This window comes from Streptomyces aurantiogriseus (genome assembly GCF_014649375.1).
Lineage (GTDB): Bacteria > Actinomycetota > Actinomycetes > Streptomycetales > Streptomycetaceae > Streptomyces > Streptomyces aurantiogriseus.
On the sequence record NZ_BMSX01000001.1, the window covers coordinates 478,205 to 493,500 of the forward strand.

Sequence of the window (15,296 nt, forward strand, 5' to 3'; positions counted from 1 at the left end):
GGACCCCCTCCCCCTCTGCTGAGACCTCAGCCCGTGAACTTCACTTCGGTGATGGCCTGCTTGTAGCCCCGGTTGCTGTAGTTGGCGGGGTCGTCACCGGAGTACGGCAGCGCCGTCAGCCAGACCAGGACGTACCGGCTCTTCACCGGCTTGCCGACGGTCACCTTCGCGGAGGTGCTGCTCGTCGTCACCTTGCCGAGCTCCTTCATGGAACTCAGCGGTGTGGACGAACTGGGGGAGTCCGTCGCGTACAGCTCGACCGCCGTGTGGTTGCCGCCGTACCGCAGAGAGAGCGTCGCGGCCGATACTTCCTTGGCGGAGCCGAGGTCGTAGACGATGCCGACGCCGGGCTTTATCACCAGCTTGGGACCGTCCAGGAAGCTGCTGGTACGCCAGCCGGTGGACGTGTCGCCGTCGTAGGTCTTGCTCACGTCGTCGGGATGCTGGGGGTTGCCGTCGGGGTAGTACTCGGCGGCGTCCTCAATGGGGAGCGTCCTGACCGGCTTGGGCGCCGGAGTGTTCTTGTCGCCGCCGTCCGTCGTCTGCGTCTGGTTGGTGTCCTCGGACTTGTTGCCCTGGTCCATCAGGGCGTCCGCCAGCTGCCAGCTGCCCAGCCCGAGAGCGGTGATGAGCAGGGCGGAGACCGCCCACTTCAGTGCCTTGCCGGTCCGGCTCTGCAGCGGCGGCGGCGGGGTCGGCACGGGCTGGGTGACGCCCGGATGCGGGGCAGGGCGGCCGTAGGTGCCCTGCTGGTACGTCGTGCGCTGGTACTCCGGGGGAGCGGTGAACGTGGGCTCCGGCGGGCGGATGCGCGGCATCTCGCCGATCGCCTTCACGAGCTCCTCGGGCGTGGTGCACGCGGCTTCGTGCCGCGAGGCGGTCGCCCCGTCGTTGACGAGGGCACGCATGGCGAGTTCCGACAGGCCCCGGTGGATGCCGGCCCGCACCTGGTCGGGAGCGATCAGCCCGATGTCCTTGGGCAGTCCGGACAGACCGTAGGCGTCGCTCTCGTACGGCCAGCGCTGGGTGAGCGCCGCGTACAGGAGGGCGCCGATCGCTTCGGTGTCGGTGCGCTGGGGTGTGTCGGAGCCGATGCCGCGCAGCGCGGCGTTCACGGCGAGACCGCGGATGCGCCACTGGCCCGTGGAGGTGCGCAGCACGGCGTTGGGGTTCAGGCGCAGATGTGCGAGGCCCTCGCGGTGGGCGGCAGCCATGGCGGAGGCGATCTGGCTGACCATCTGGTAGGCGTCGTGGGGCTCCAGCGGCCCGGCGGCGAGGAGTGTGGTCAGCTCGGTGGCGTCGGGCAGCCACTCGTGGACGACGTAGACGAGGTCGTTCTCCTCGACGGCGTCCAGGACCTGGACGAAGCGGGGGTCGCCGAGCAGCGCGGAGGAACGGGCCGCGGCCAGCACGGAACGGGCCCGGGTGTGATCGGCGGGCAGGACGTGGACGCCGACGGCGCGACGGAGTTTCTCGTCGACCGCGCGCCAACTGCTGAAACCGTCCAGACGGGTGACACAGTCCTCGAGGCGGTAGCGTCTGGCGAGCTTGTGCCCGCTGTGCAGTTCCGGCGCCGAGGCCTTCCCGGGACGCTCCGTCCCCCCACTCCCCTGTGCCTCGTCGCTGTCCGTGTCCCGCTCCCGGTTCTTGGCCACCCCGTCGGCCGTGGACTGGTCCGCCTGTGCGGTCAGCGGCTCGTCACCGCTGTTGTCTGCCACGTCGACGGCAGCCGTACTCCGTTCCGCCACCGTCGTCCCTGCCTCCCCATCCATTGCGCGCCGTCCGACGTCGTGCGCGCCGTCCGACGCCGAAACCAATTGTGCCCACAGTCCGCCGCTATGCACGACACGCGGCGGCGGACGATGGTTGTGCGCCTACCCCCCGCTTCAGCGACCCAGGCGTCCGCGCACCATGCCCACGAGCGAGTTGAGCTCCTCGATGCGCATGCGGCGGGCGGCGACGTAGAAGATGCCGAGCAGAACGGCCCCGCCGACGAGCAGCGCGGCGAAGGAGCCGAGGACGCCCTGGCCGAGGCTGTGGCCGATGCCGTAGCAGGCGGCGCCGCTGAGCAGGGCGGCCGGCACGGAGGCGATGCCCAGCCGTGCGTACGTCCGCAGGACGCGGGAGCCGTCGAGGTCGCCGCCGAGCCGCTTGCGCAGCCGGTTCCAGGCGACGCCGACGCCGATCGCGTAGGCCAGGCCGTAGGAGGCGGCCATGCCGACCACGGCCCAGCGCGGGTCGAGCACGAAGTAGCAGACCGCCGAGGCGCCGGCGTTGACCGCGGCCACGATGACCGTGTTGTAGAAGGGGGTGCGGGTGTCCTCGTAGGCGTAGAAGGCGCGCAGGACGACGTACTGCACGGAGTACGGGATCAGGCCGAGGCCGAAGGCCATCAGCATGAAGCCCATGTTGGTGGCCTCGCTGGTACCCGAGGAACCGAAGATCAGGGTGCACATCGGGATGCCGAGTGCGAGGAACCCGAACGCGATGGGCACGATCGCGACGGCCGTGGTGCGCAGGCCCTGGGAGATGTCGTCGCGGACCGCGCCGCCGTCGCCCTCGGCCGCCGAGCGGGAGAGGCGGGGCAGCAGGGCGGCCATCAGGGAGACGGTGATGATGGCCTGCGGGAGGCCCCAGATCAGCTGGGCGTTGGCGTAGGCGGCGAAGCCGGTGCCGTCGACGGGCGAGTCCTTGCCGGCCGCGGTGGACAGCTGGGAGACGACGATCGCGCCGGCCTGGTTGGCGAGGACGAACAGGAAGGTCCACTTGGCGAGTGTCACGGCCTTGCCGAGGCCGTGCCCCTTCCAGTCGAAGCGCAGCCGCAGCCGGAAGCCGGTCTCGCGCAGGTAGGGAATCATCGCCAGGGCCTGTACGACCAGGCCGAGCAGCACGCCGATGCCAAGGAGCCGCTGGCCCTCCGGAGGGATGGTCGTGACCTTCATGCCGGAGTCTGCGGCGGTGCCGTAGACCCACATGAACATGCCCAGCGTCACGATGATGACGATGTTGTTCAGGACCGGCGTCCACATCATTGCGCCGAACTTGCCGCGCGCGTTGAGGATCTGCCCCATCACGACGTGGATGCCCATGAAGAAGATCGAGGGCAGGAAGTAGCGGACGAAGGTGATGCCGACCTCGTTGGCCGCCGCGTCGCTGGCCACCGAGTCGGACAGGAGGCGGATCAGGACGGGAGCCGCGGCGATCGCGGCGACCGTGAGCACGCCCAGCGCCACCATGACCAGCGTCAGCAGCCGGTTGGCGTACGCCTCCCCGCCGTCCTCGTCCTCCTTCATGGCCCGCACGAGCTGCGGCACGAAGACGGAGTTGAGGCCACCGCCGACCGTCAGGATGTAGATCATCGTCGGCAGCTGGTAGGCGACCTGGAAGGTGTCACCGAGCAGGCCGACGCCGAGCGCCGAGACGATCAGCGCGGAGCGGATGAAGCCGGTGAGGCGCGAGACCATCGTGCCCGCCGCCATCACAGCGCTGGACTTCAGCAGGCCGGCGGCCCGCCCGCCCTTCTTCGCGGCGGGCGCGGGGGCGGGGGCCGGTTCCGGGGCGGTGGGCTCGGCGGCCGGAGCCTCGTACTGCGCCGGCGTCTGGTACTGCGGCGCCTGGTAGTGCGACGCGGCTTCCTCGCCGCCCGGTGCCGGGGTCGGCCCCGGCACCGCCGGGTGCTGCGTCGGCGCATGGACGCCGCCCTGCTGCTGGTCCCGGAAGAGGTGCGCGAAGGCGTCGGGCTCGTGCCGCTCCTCGCCGGAGTGGCTGACGAGGTCGTCCACGCCCACGAACTGGGTCGTACGCGGATCGTCGCCGTACGGCAGGTACTGGGTCGGGCCCTCCGGCTCGGGCGGTGGCGTCTGGGCCCACACCCGCGGGTCGGGGGCGTACGGGGACTGCTGCGGCTGGCCGTACAGCGGCTGCTGCGGCTGGTACGTGCCCGGGGGCGGCGGGGGGTGCGCGGCGCGGTCGTAGAGCGCCTCGGCGACCGGGTCCTGCGCGGTGAGGTCCTGGGACCGGTAGGGGTCCTGGCTGTAGGCGTCCTGGAGGTACATGTCCGCGGGGTGCTGCGGCGGCACCTGGCCGTGCTCGGGCGGCGGACCCTCGGGGTAGCCCGAGCTGCCCGCGGCCTGGCCGCGGTCACCGTCGTACGGCGCGTTCATGGTTACCCCACCTCATCGTCCCGGGCCCACCGGCCACGACATCCTCAACGGTCCACTCTCTCACCCGTCCCGGACGGGTCGGCGCTTTCCGCTGCGGTGTCCGGGCTCTCGTCACTCGGCTGCACCGGGTCGTCTGCCCCCGACCGGGCACCGGATTCTTCGGTGAGACGGTCCTCGGAACCCTGAGAGGCCACCGGGGTGCCGACGGCCTCGCCCGCCTCGTCGTGAGCATCCTCCTCAACCTCGCGGGCCGCGGCACGCTTGCGCTGGGTGTACATACGGAAGCCGGCCAGCACCAGGAGCAGGACACCGCCGCCGATGACCAGCATGACGGTGGCCGTGATTTCGGTGACCTTCACGTCGAACGTGACCGGTGCACCGTATGGCCGGCCGTCCTCGGTGTACAGCTGGGCGACCACTGTCGTCTGGCCGTTGACGTTGGCGGACGTGGTGAACTTCACCGTCGTGCTGTGCCCGCCGGAGACCGTGATGGGCTGCTCGTCGAAGCTGTGGCCGCCGATCTCGAGACGGGTCTCGTTCGTGGAGGTGAGTCGCAACACCAGGTGGTCGACGCCCTGCACCAGGTTGTTCTGCACGGTCACGGGGATCGTGGCGCTGCGCCCGGAGAGCTTGGTCTCCGACTTCTCGATCAGCTTGACCTGGGCGGCGAGGGTGTCGATGTGCTCCTGCACGCCCCGGCGGAAGGAGCTCGCCGCGGTGGTCCGGCCCCGCCACGACGCGGACATCTCTCGGTTGATCGCCCGCCCGAAGGGGGTCACCACCCGGGACTCGTCGGTGAGGATCACCGTGAAGTTGTCCAGCTTGTCCTGCGTGGCCGCGATCTCCTGGAAGGCCGATCGGGGCAGCTCCTGCTTGGCCAGCGAGGATGGGTACTTCGACCGCGACGGCACCTTCGTGGTGGCGCCGGGGTCGGGCTTGGCCGTGGCGGCCGCCGCGAGCTGCTGGGTCTGCGACCAGGTGCCGCCCTGGAGGGCGGTGACCGCCTCGGCCAGGGCCTGGGCCTGGCTCGCGGTCGGCATCCGCTGCGGGGCGACGACGATGCTGCGCTGCTTGCCCGTCTGCAAATTCAGCGCCAGGCTCTGCGCGAGGAACTCCTGGACGGCGAGCGTGGACGCGGAGGCCTTCGTCAGATCGTCCTGGAACGCCGTCGACAGCCGTGTGTCCGCGACCACCGCCGTGGTGCCGCCGCCGATGGGGCGCGCCGCGGAGGGTGTGTACGACAGGTCGCCGGTCTCCTCCAGGCTGTCGCTGCGTGCGATCACCTTGTCGGCGCCGGCGGAGGTGGCGACCTTCACGATCGACGGGTCGACGGCGCCCTCCACCGGCCAGGCGAAGTCGGTGCTCGGGGTGACGTGGAGCACCGTCTCCACCGTGGTGGCGGCGACGTCGGTGGCCGCCTTGAGCTGGCTGAGCGAGCCGGTGACACCGGTGCCGTTGTGGGCGAGAGAGGCCAGGTCCGGGTCGGCGAAGGGCAGCGCCACGACCTCCTTGCCCTGGACCGCCTGCTGCAGCTCGTCGAGCCACTGCTTGGCGACCGCCTGGTGGGTGCCGGCCATGGTGGTGCTGCCGTTGCCGCTCCGTACGTCGTAGCGGCCGGCCATGGCGTCGACGGAAGCCAGCAGGTCCGGGTCGATCACCCAGGTGACGTCGAGTGCCTTGCCCAGGCTCACCAGCTGGTCGAGGCGGCCGCCGGGCGAGATCTCCTCGGCGAGGTCGTCATTGAGGAAGACAGGCGTCTGCTGCTCGTTGGAACCGGTCTCCGCCGTCATGTGGACCGTGGAGACCAGCGGCCACAGCACGGTCGTCTTCGTCGCGGTGTCCGCCTCCTCGGGCTGCCACGGCAGGAACGTCCGCTGGACGCCCATCACCTGCTCCCACGGCTTCGCGGCGGTCTCGCCCCAGAGGGAGACGCCCACGGGGTAGACCCCGCCGTCCCCCAGGTCGAGCTCGTCGACCGGTACGGAGATGCTGAAGTGCTGGGCGACGCCCGGCGTGAGCCGGGCGAACTTGGCGATGTACTTGCCGCCCACCGCGTCCCCCAAGGGGCCGGAGAGATCGTCGGCCCGCTTGGCCGCGCTGTCGATCGCCGAGCGGGTCGTCAGCTCGTCGCCCACCCGGAGATCCACGTGCGCGTCGGTGACCGCCTGCTTGCCGTTGTTGGTCACCGTGCCGGACACGGTCAGGGTGTCGCCGTCGGTCGGGGCGCTGGGGGTGAGCGAGTCGACGGCGACGGCCACCGTGCCCGCGCCGGAGGCTTCCTTGGCGGAGGCCTGGCCGACGGCTTGCGCCGAGGAGGTGGGCAGCTGGAGCAGACCGGCCAGCAGAGGCGCTCCCGCGAGCAGTGCTCCGGTGCGCCGCAGCCACCGGCGGGCAGGTGAGGGAGTCATCCCCGGGGTGTCTGCCGCCTCGGCCACGCGTTCGTCCGTCCCTCGTCGTCGTCAGTGGTCGTCGGAATGTGCGTCCACGCATGGTAACGATGCGCGCTGAGGGTAAGTGCCGCGGACTGCTCCACAAGATCAGGGGGGACTGTCGGTACTGCCCTCTATGTGTATCTATAAAGAGGAGCGCCTGCGTACGTCACGAGCGCTGATCTTGGGCCGCTATCGGGGCAGGTGTCCGCCCGCCTTAATCGACGCGCCCGCGGCTCGCCGGGCCACGTACCCTCTTCTGTTGTGCCGAACGCCAACGAAGACAACCTCAGTGTCCTGAGCCAGGTGCAGCACCGCGCGGTGAGTGAACTCCTGCGGGTCGCCCCTGTCGCCGACGACCTCGCCCGCCGCTTCCGGGAGGCCGGGTTCTCCCTCGCCCTGGTCGGCGGCTCGGTCCGGGACGCGCTGCTCGGCCGGCTCGGCAACGACCTCGACTTCACGACGGACGCCCGCCCCGAGGACGTCCTGAAGATCGTCCGGCCCTGGGCGGACGCCGTGTGGGAGGTCGGGATCGCCTTCGGCACCGTCGGGGCGCAGAAGGATGCCCGCGTCGGTGACGTTGACAGGCGCTTTCAGATCGAGGTGACGACCTACCGGTCGGAGGCCTACGACCGGACCTCGCGCAAGCCTGAGGTGTCGTACGGCGACTCCATCGAGCAGGACCTCGTCCGGCGTGACTTCACCGTGAACGCGATGGCCGTGGCGCTGCCGGAGAAGGAGTTCATCGACCCGCACGGCGGCCTCGAGGACCTCGCGGCGCGTGTGCTGCGGACCCCGGGCACGCCCGAGGAGTCCTTCTCGGACGACCCGCTGCGGATGATGCGTGCCGCCCGCTTCGCCGCCCAGCTCGACTTCGAGGTCGCCCCCGAGGTCGTCACGGCGATGACGGAGATGGCCGGCCGCCTGGAGATCGTCTCCGCCGAGCGGATCCGGGACGAGCTGAACAAGCTGATCCTGTCCGCACACCCGCGCAAGGGCCTGACGCTGCTCGTCGAAACCGGTCTCGCCAAGCATGTTCTGCCGGAGCTGCCCGCTCTGCGGCTGGAGAGCGACGAGCACCACCGGCACAAGGACGTCTACGAGCACACGCTGATCGTCCTGGAGCAGGCGATCGCGCTGGAGGAGAACGGCCCCGACCTCACCCTCCGTCTTGCTGCGCTGCTGCACGACATCGGCAAGCCGCGGACCCGCCGCTTCGAGAAGGACGGCCGGGTCTCGTTCCATCACCACGAAGTGGTCGGAGCGAAGATGACGAAGAAGCGCATGACGGGGTTGAAGTACTCCAACGAGCTGGTGAAGGACGTCTCGCGCCTCGTCGAACTCCACCTGCGCTTCCACGGGTACGGCACCGGTGAGTGGACCGACTCCGCTGTTCGCCGCTATGTGCGGGACGCGGGACCGCTCCTCGAGCGTCTCCACAAGCTGACCCGGTCGGACTGCACGACGCGGAACAAGCGCAAGGCAGCCGCACTCTCGCGCGCCTACGACGGGCTGGAGGAGCGCATCGCTCAGCTGAAGGAGCAGGAGGAGCTGGACGCGATCCGTCCCGACCTCGACGGCAACCAGATCATGGAGATCCTGGGCGTCGGTCCCGGTCCCGTCGTCGGCAAGGCGTACAAGCACCTGCTGGAGCTGCGGCTGGAGAACGGGCCGATGGAGTACGACGCGGCGGTGGCGGCGCTCAAGGAGTGGTGGGCCGAGCAGAGCTGAGGCCGTGAAACGGGGGCATGTTTCACGTGAAACATGCCCCACCCGGATACGCCGAGGGGCGGTGTTTCACGTGAAACACCGCCCCTCGAAGCAGTTGGGTCAGGTCAGACGTCGACGAGGCACAGCAGGAACTCGTCGCCGTCGCCCGTCTCGGCGTAGTAGCTGGTGGCCCCGCTGACCTTGCGGCACTCCGTCTCGGCGGTGAGCTCCGTGTAGTGGCCCTTGACCTTCTTGAGGACCTTGACCTCTGCGCCGGACGAGGAGCAGTCCACGACCTCCAGGACGTCGTCGGAAGCCGACGACGACGGAGACTTCAGGCAGTCGCCGACCTCGGCCCGCTTGGCGTCGTCCTGGCTGGTGATGTAGCCGATGACGGCCATGGCGGCGACGGCCACGACGAACAGGATGTTCTTGATCGTCTTGAAGCTGACCTTGCGGCGGGGCTGCTGCGGCGGAACCGGCGCGTACGGAGCCGCGCCCTGCGGGGGGAAGCCCGGCTGGCCGGGCTGCTGCGGGTAGCCGCCCTGGGGCGGATACGGGGCCTGAGCCTGGGGCTGGCCGTAGGGCTGCTGGCCCTGGGCGAACGGGTTCTGGCCCTGGGGCGGCGGAGTCGTCACTTGGGGTCCCCCTAGAAAAGCATGGCTGAGTGCGCGCATAAGGAGCGCGTAAGACCCACGTAAGTTATCGGCCCCCACTGACAAGCCTGTAGCCAGGAGTGGCTCTGTGGCCTTGATGTGACACTTATCGGCGCTCAAAGCGGGCCATAGCCGTAGCAACCGCTCCGTAGGTCACGGCGACCGTGATCACCAGGGTCACTGAACGGCCGTCCGGTGGCAGCATCAGCGCGGCGACCGCTGCGGCGCCGACGAAGGCGACGTTGAAGAGCACGTCGTAGACGGAGAAGATCCGGCCGCGGAAGCCGTCGTCGACCGAGGACTGCACGATCGTGTCCGTGGCGATCTTCGCCCCTTGAGTGGTCAGACCGAGGACGAACGTCGCGACCAGCAGGGGAGCTGCGGCGAACGGGAGACCGAGGGCGGGTTCCAGGACGGCGGCGGCCGCGGCACACACGACGATCCAGCGGCCCGACCCGAGCCGTTGCACCGCCCACGGCGTCACGACGGCCGCCGCGAAGAAACCGGCGCCGGAGATGACCAACGCCAGCCCCAGCAGGGCGAGTCCGTCGTCGGGGTCGGAGGTCAGGGCGTATCGGCACAGCATCAGCAGCATGACCAGCAGGGCGCCGTAGCAGAACCGCATGAGCGTCATCGCGCCGAGCGCCCAGGCGGCTTCCCGGCGGGAGGGCTCGGCGAGATGCCGTACGCCCGCCACCAGGTCGCGGGCGGTTCCGGTGAGCGCTGTGGTGAGTCGGGGCTGCACCAACGCCGGGTCGGGCCCCAGCAGTTCCCGCGCGATGCGCAGCGACGCGAGCGCCCCGCACAGGTACAGGGCCGCGCCCAGCAGGACGACGGCCGCGTCGGAGTCCGCGACCACCAGCCGTACGCCGAAGGCGAGGCCGCCGCCCGCGGTCGCGGCCAGTGTCCCGGCGGTCGGGGAGAGGGAGTTGGCCATCACCAGACGCTCGGCGTCGACCACGCGCGGAAGCGCGGCCGACAGGCCCGCGAGGACGAAGCGATTGACCGCGGTGACGCACAGCGCGGAGACGTAGAAGAGCCAGTCGGGGACATGGCTGAGCATCAGGACGGCCGTCACCGAGGCCAGCAGGGCGCGCAGCAGGTTGCCGTAGAGGAAGACCTGGCGGCGGCGCCAGCGGTCCAGCAGGACGCCGGCGAACGGGCCGACCAGGGAGTAGGGCAGCAGCAGGACCGCCATCGCGGAGGCGATCGCGGCGGCCGAGGTCTGTTTCTCCGGGGAGAAGACGACGTACGTGGCGAGCGCGACCTGGTAGACACCGTCAGCGCACTGCGAGAGCAGCCGTACGGCGAGCAGGCGCCGGAAGTTGCCGAAACGCAGCAGGACGCGCAGATCGCGGACGACGGCCATGGGGCACAGCCTCACATACGGAGAGGGCCCCCGGTCATTGCGACCCGGGGACCCTCTTCAGCCCTGGCAGGAGCGACTCAGCGACGAGCTTTAGCGCTCGACCTCACCCTTGATGAACTTCTCGACGTTCTCGCGGGCCTCGTCGTCGAAGTACTGGACCGGCGGGGACTTCATGAAGTAGCTCGACGCCGACAGGATCGGGCCGCCGATGCCGCGGTCCTTGGCGATCTTCGCGGCGCGCAGGGCGTCGATGATGACACCCGCGGAGTTCGGGGAGTCCCAGACCTCGAGCTTGTACTCCAGGTTCAGCGGGACGTCACCGAAGGCGCGGCCCTCGAGACGGACGTAGGCCCACTTGCGGTCGTCGAGCCAGGCGACGTAGTCGGACGGACCGATGTGGACGTTCTTCTCACCGAGGTCCCGGTCCGGGATCTGGGAGGTGACGGCCTGCGTCTTGGAGATCTTCTTGGACTCCAGGCGCTCGCGCTCGAGCATGTTCTTGAAGTCCATGTTGCCGCCGACGTTCAGCTGCATCGTGCGGTCCAGGATGACGCCGCGGTCCTCGAACAGCTTCGCCATGACGCGGTGCGTGATGGTGGCGCCGACCTGCGACTTGATGTCGTCACCGACGATCGGGACGCCCGCCTCGGTGAACTTGTCCGCCCACTCCTTGGTGCCGGCGATGAAGACCGGGAGGGCGTTGACGAAGGCGACCTTGGCGTCGATGGCGCACTGGGCGTAGAACTTCGCCGCGTCCTCGGAGCCGACGGGCAGGTAGCAGACGAGGACGTCGACCTTCTTGTCCTTGAGGACCTGGACGACGTCGACCGGCTCCTCGGCGGACTCCTCGATGGTCTGGCGGTAGTACTTGCCGAGGCCGTCGAAGGTGTGGCCGCGCTGGACCGTGACACCGGTGGTGGGCACGTCGCAGATCTTGATGGTGTTGTTCTCGGACGCGCCGATGGCGTCCGCGAGGTCGAGGCCGACCTTCTTCGCGTCCACGTCGAACGCGGCGACGAACTCGACGTCACGGACGTGGTAGTCGCCGAACTGCACGTGCATCAGGCCCGGGACCTTGGACGCCGGGTCGGCGTCCTTGTAGTACTCCACGCCCTGCACCAGCGATGCGGCGCAGTTGCCCACGCCGACGATGGCTACGCGAACCGAACCCATTCCGGTTGCTCCCTGTGTGTACGAGTGAGGCCCTGAGTGGGCGCTCACGTGGCGGTGTCGTCGGGCGTATCCGTCCCGGGGGCGTCCCCGGGACGGGGCAGGCCGCCCGTCGCTCCAGATGTGGTGTCCTGCTGAGCGGACCCCCCGGTGGGACCCCTCAGGTCCCGTCCGGCCCGCTCGCTCTCGATGAGCTCGTTCAGCCAGCGCACTTCGCGCTCCACGGACTCCATCCCGTGGCGCTGGAGCTCAAGCGTGTAGTCGTCGAGGCGCTCCCGGGTGCGCGCCAGGGAGGCGCGCATCTTCTCCAGGCGCTCCTCCAGCCGGCTGCGGCGGCCTTCGAGGACTCGCATACGGACGTCGCGCGAGGTCTGCCCGAAGAAGGCGAAACGAGCTGCGAAGTGCTCGTCCTCGTACGCGTCGGGCCCCGTCTGCGAGAGCAGCTCCTCGAAGTGCTCCTTACCTTCCGCCGTCAGCCGATAGACGATCTTGGCGCGGCGGCCCGTGAGAGGAGCGGTCAGGGCGTCCTCCGGACTGTTCCCCGCCTCTTCGATCAACCAGCCGTTGGCGACCAGCGTCTTGAGACAGGGGTAGAGCGTGCCGTAGCTGAACGCACGGAACACACCCAGTGACGTATTGAGTCGTTTGCGCAGCTCATAGCCGTGCATCGGGGACTCGCGGAGCAGGCCGAGTACGGCGAACTCGAGGATCCCGGAACGCCGGCTCATAGATCGCCTCCTCTCTGCCACGACCCGTGGTGACGGGTGCCCTGACGGTTGTATGTCGCGCTGATGTATCGACTCGATACATCACGACGATAGAACGGCCTTCCGGGCGGAACAAGAGCGGGCATGGTGAACGGGATCACATCACCGATTCATCACAAGCGATTTGTCAGGTTTGGGGTGAACTTCGGAGCTCGGTGGGTTTTGGCGGTGCGTAGTCTGTGCGCCATGCAGACCACCGGGACTCGCGTGACGCCGGGGGGCGTCGAGGTCCCCGGTTCCGTACGGGTGAATGCGCGACCGACCGCATCCGTACTTCGGGGGGATAGGAAACCAGCCGCCGTTTCCAGGCGCGCACGGATGCGCCTGCCCGAGGAGTAGTCGTTCGATGAGCGAGCACCGTCGCAAACCGCCGCAGCCGCAGGGAGGCGGACGTGCCGCGGCCCGGCGCGGCCAGTCCGGCTCGTCCTCCGGCCGCCGTGCGGCACCGCGAGGCGCCACCGGGTCTCCTTCCGACTCGTACGGGTCGGGTTTCTACGGGTTGGGAGGCGAGGAGCGGTCGCCCGGCGGCCGCGCCGAGTCCCGGCGCGCGGCACAGGGTGGCCGGCGCAGAGCGGCCGACCCGACAGGTGGCCGCCGTGGCGGCTCGTCCGGTCCCCCCGGCCGGGGCAGGGGACGCCCCGCACCCGGCGGGAAGCGCCTGATCGACTACCCGCGCGCCTACAAGGACGGCTGGCGCCGCTGGGTGCCCTCCTGGAAGCTCGTCGCCGGCCTGTTCGTCGGTTTCGTCGGCAGCCTGGTGGCCGTGGCGGGCATCGGCTACGCCATGGTGGGCGTCCCGAAGGTCGACGAGACGGCCGAGGCGCAGAACAACGTCTACTACTGGAAGGACGGCAGCCAGATGGTTGCCACCGGTGGTGAGACGAACCGCCAGATCATCGACCTCTCCCAGATCCCCGAGGCGATGCGCAATGCAGTGATCTCCCAGGAGAACAAGACCTTCTACCAGGACAGCGGCATCGACCCCAAGGGCATCGCCCGCGCCGTCTTCAACATGGCCCGGGGCGGCCAGACGCAGGGTGGCTCGACCATCACCCAGCAGTACGTCAAGAACGCCATGCTGAACGACCAGTCCCAGACGATCTCCCGGAAGTTCAAGGAGATCTTCGTCGCCATCAAGGTGGGGGCCGAGGTCGACAAGGACGACATCATGGCCGGCTACCTGAACTCCTCGTACTACGGGCGCAACGCCTACGGGATCCAGGCCGCCGCTCGCGCGTACTTCGACAAGGACGCCATCAAGCTGAACCCGGGCGAGTGCGCCTTCCTGGCTGCCATGCTGAAGGGCCCCACGTATTACGACCCCGCGGGCGCGGTGTCCATCGACCCGTCCGCGAGGCCGGAGGACAACAGCAGGCGGGCCCTGCGCCAGATGCAGGACACGCTCAACAAAATGGTCGAGTACAAGCACCTGGACCCCGTGGAGCGGGCCAAGTACACCACGCTCCCCAAGTGGAAGAACCCGCGCTCCAACACCCAGCTGAGCGGCCAGACCGGCTATCTCGTCGACCTCGCCAACAGCTACGTGGTCACCCACAGCAAGGAAACCGGGATCACTGAGGACAAGCTGAGGCAGGGCGGCTACTCGATCTACACGACCTTCGACAAGAAGAAGGTCAACGAGCTCACCGCGGCTGTCACGAAGGTCCAGAAGGCCAACATCAAGCCCAAGGAGCGCCCCGACACGGACACGCACGTCCAGTTCGGCGGCGCGTCCGTGAACCCGGAGACCGGCGCCATCGAGGCGATCTACGGCGGTGAGGACGCGACCAAGCACTTCACCAACAATGCCGACCAGACCGGTGCCCAGGTGGGCTCGACCTTCAAGCCGTTCGTCCTCGCGGCTGCGATGACCTGGGGCGTCCGTAACCCCGAGCTGGGCTCGTCACAGGCCCAGGACGAGCGCACCATCGTCTCCCCCAAGAGCCTGTTCAGCGGTAAGAACAAGCTCAAGATCAGGGACTACGACGGGACGATCTGGAAGAACGAGAAGGGCGAGGAGTGGCTGCAGACCAATGACGGCCAGGCCTCCTACGGCAGTCCGCCCAACTTCAAGATCGACCTGCGGGAGGCGATGCGCGAGTCGGTGAACTCCGCCTTCGTGCAGCTCGGCATGGACGTCGGCCTGGACAAGGTGAGGGAAGCCGCCGTCAACGCCGGGGTGAAGGACAGCACTCTCGCCGGTACCACCTTCCCGTCGTTCTCGATCGGCATCTCCGACCCGAGCGCGATCCGGATGGCGGGTGCCTACGCCACCTTCGCGGCCAGCGGCAAGCAGCGGGAGCCGTACTCCGTCCAGCAGGTCAAGAGCAAGGACGGCGTGATGTACACGCACAAGGCCGCGACGAAGCAGGCGTTCACCTCGAAGGTCGCCGACAACGTCACGGACGTCCTGAAGACCGTGGTCGAGAAGGGCACGGGTACCGCCGCGCAGCTGGACGGCCGTGATGTGGCCGGAAAGACCGGTACCACCGACGGCAACAAGTCGGCCTGGTTCGTCGGCTACACGCCGCAGCTGTCGACCGCGATCACCATGTTCCGGTTGGACGACGACGAGTCGAACAAGAACCGCAGCTTCCTGGAGATGTTCGGCACGGGTGGCCAGGAGAAGATCCACGGTGCCTCGTTCCCGGCGGAGATCTGGCACGACTACATGGAAGACGCGATGAAGGGCCTGCCGGTGGAGGACTTCCCGACCCCTGAGCCCATCGGTGAGGTCCTCAATGAGGACCCGCTCCCGTCTCCCACTCCGTCGGTCACCGAGAGCGAGGAGGAGAGCCCCTCGCCGTCCCCGACGCCCAGCGAGACGGTCACCGAGCCGTCTCCCTCCCCGAGCGAGTCGTGCACCAACTTCTTCGACTGCCAGGACGCCACGGGCGGCGCGAACAGCGGGGGCGCGGACGGCGGCACGGGCGAGATCAGTCCGTCGCCGACGCCCACAGAGTCGGACGACAACAGCAACGGCAACGGCAACGGTGGAGGCTTCTTCGGAGGCGAGACCGGTTAGCCGCCCA

9 protein-coding genes are annotated in these 15,296 nt (G+C 69.1%); 2 read left to right on the plus strand and 7 right to left on the minus strand.

The genetic code is table 11. The features are described from left to right. Window positions 1-26: 26 nt before the first annotated feature. From IE263_RS02280 to IE263_RS02290, 3 genes are all read right to left on the minus strand, one after another. A complete protein-coding gene (locus tag IE263_RS02280) occupies window positions 27-1,748 on the minus strand; it encodes a protein kinase family protein (protein ID WP_189931566.1) in 1,722 nt (573 codons plus the stop codon). Between the two features lie 138 nt (window positions 1,749-1,886). Beyond that, window positions 1,887-4,163 carry a murein biosynthesis integral membrane protein MurJ gene (gene murJ, locus IE263_RS02285; protein ID WP_189931568.1) on the minus strand — a complete coding sequence of 759 codons (2,277 nt, stop codon included), beginning with the start codon at window positions 4,161-4,163 and terminating at the stop codon, window positions 1,887-1,889. A gap of 44 nt (window positions 4,164-4,207) precedes the next feature. Next, window positions 4,208-6,598: a DUF6049 family protein gene (locus IE263_RS02290; protein ID WP_189931570.1), complete on the minus strand. Its 2,391-nt coding sequence runs from the start codon at window positions 6,596-6,598 to the stop codon at window positions 4,208-4,210. Window positions 6,599-6,856: 258 nt separating this feature from the next. Between IE263_RS02290 and IE263_RS02295 the strand changes: the two genes are divergently transcribed. Further along, on the plus strand, window positions 6,857-8,323 hold the full coding sequence (locus IE263_RS02295; RefSeq protein ID WP_189931572.1) for a CCA tRNA nucleotidyltransferase: 1,467 nt from the start codon (window positions 6,857-6,859) through the stop codon (window positions 8,321-8,323). A 104-nt stretch (window positions 8,324-8,427) separates the two neighbouring features. On the opposite strand, the gene IE263_RS02300 is transcribed toward IE263_RS02295, so the two are convergent. The 4 genes from IE263_RS02300 to IE263_RS02315 form a co-directional block, all read right to left on the minus strand. Next, window positions 8,428-8,940, minus strand: coding sequence for an LppU/SCO3897 family protein (locus tag IE263_RS02300; protein WP_189931575.1), 513 nt, complete (start codon window positions 8,938-8,940; stop codon window positions 8,428-8,430). A 124-nt stretch (window positions 8,941-9,064) separates the two neighbouring features. Then, on the minus strand, window positions 9,065-10,327 hold the full coding sequence (locus IE263_RS02305) for an MFS transporter (protein WP_189931577.1): 1,263 nt from the start codon (window positions 10,325-10,327) through the stop codon (window positions 9,065-9,067). Between the two features lie 90 nt (window positions 10,328-10,417). After that, window positions 10,418-11,500: an inositol-3-phosphate synthase gene (locus IE263_RS02310; RefSeq protein ID WP_189931579.1), complete on the minus strand. Its 1,083-nt coding sequence runs from the start codon at window positions 11,498-11,500 to the stop codon at window positions 10,418-10,420. 44 nt (window positions 11,501-11,544) lie between these two features. After that, entirely contained in the window at window positions 11,545-12,225 is a 681-nt protein-coding gene (locus tag IE263_RS02315; RefSeq protein ID WP_189931582.1) for a PadR family transcriptional regulator, read from the minus strand. 385 nt (window positions 12,226-12,610) lie between these two features. Between IE263_RS02315 and IE263_RS02320 the strand changes: the two genes are divergently transcribed. Then, a complete protein-coding gene (locus tag IE263_RS02320; protein WP_189931584.1) occupies window positions 12,611-15,289 on the plus strand; it encodes a transglycosylase domain-containing protein in 2,679 nt (892 codons plus the stop codon). The last annotated feature ends 7 nt before the right edge of the window (window positions 15,290-15,296 follow it).

What these genes read in the sequence shown, in the direction of transcription:
- murJ (WP_189931568.1), bottom strand. Translation starts at nt 4,163, where the DNA reads ATGAACGCGCCGTACGACGGTGACCGCGGCCAGGCCGCGGGCAGCTCG.
- IE263_RS02305 (WP_189931577.1), bottom strand. Translation starts at nt 10,327, where the DNA reads ATGGCCGTCGTCCGCGATCTGCGCGTCCTGCTGCGTTTCGGCAACTTC.
- IE263_RS02310 (WP_189931579.1), bottom strand. Translation starts at nt 11,500, where the DNA reads ATGGGTTCGGTTCGCGTAGCCATCGTCGGCGTGGGCAACTGCGCCGCA.
- IE263_RS02315 (WP_189931582.1), bottom strand. Translation starts at nt 12,225, where the DNA reads ATGAGCCGGCGTTCCGGGATCCTCGAGTTCGCCGTACTCGGCCTGCTC.
- IE263_RS02320 (WP_189931584.1), top strand. Translation starts at nt 12,611, where the DNA reads ATGAGCGAGCACCGTCGCAAACCGCCGCAGCCGCAGGGAGGCGGACGT.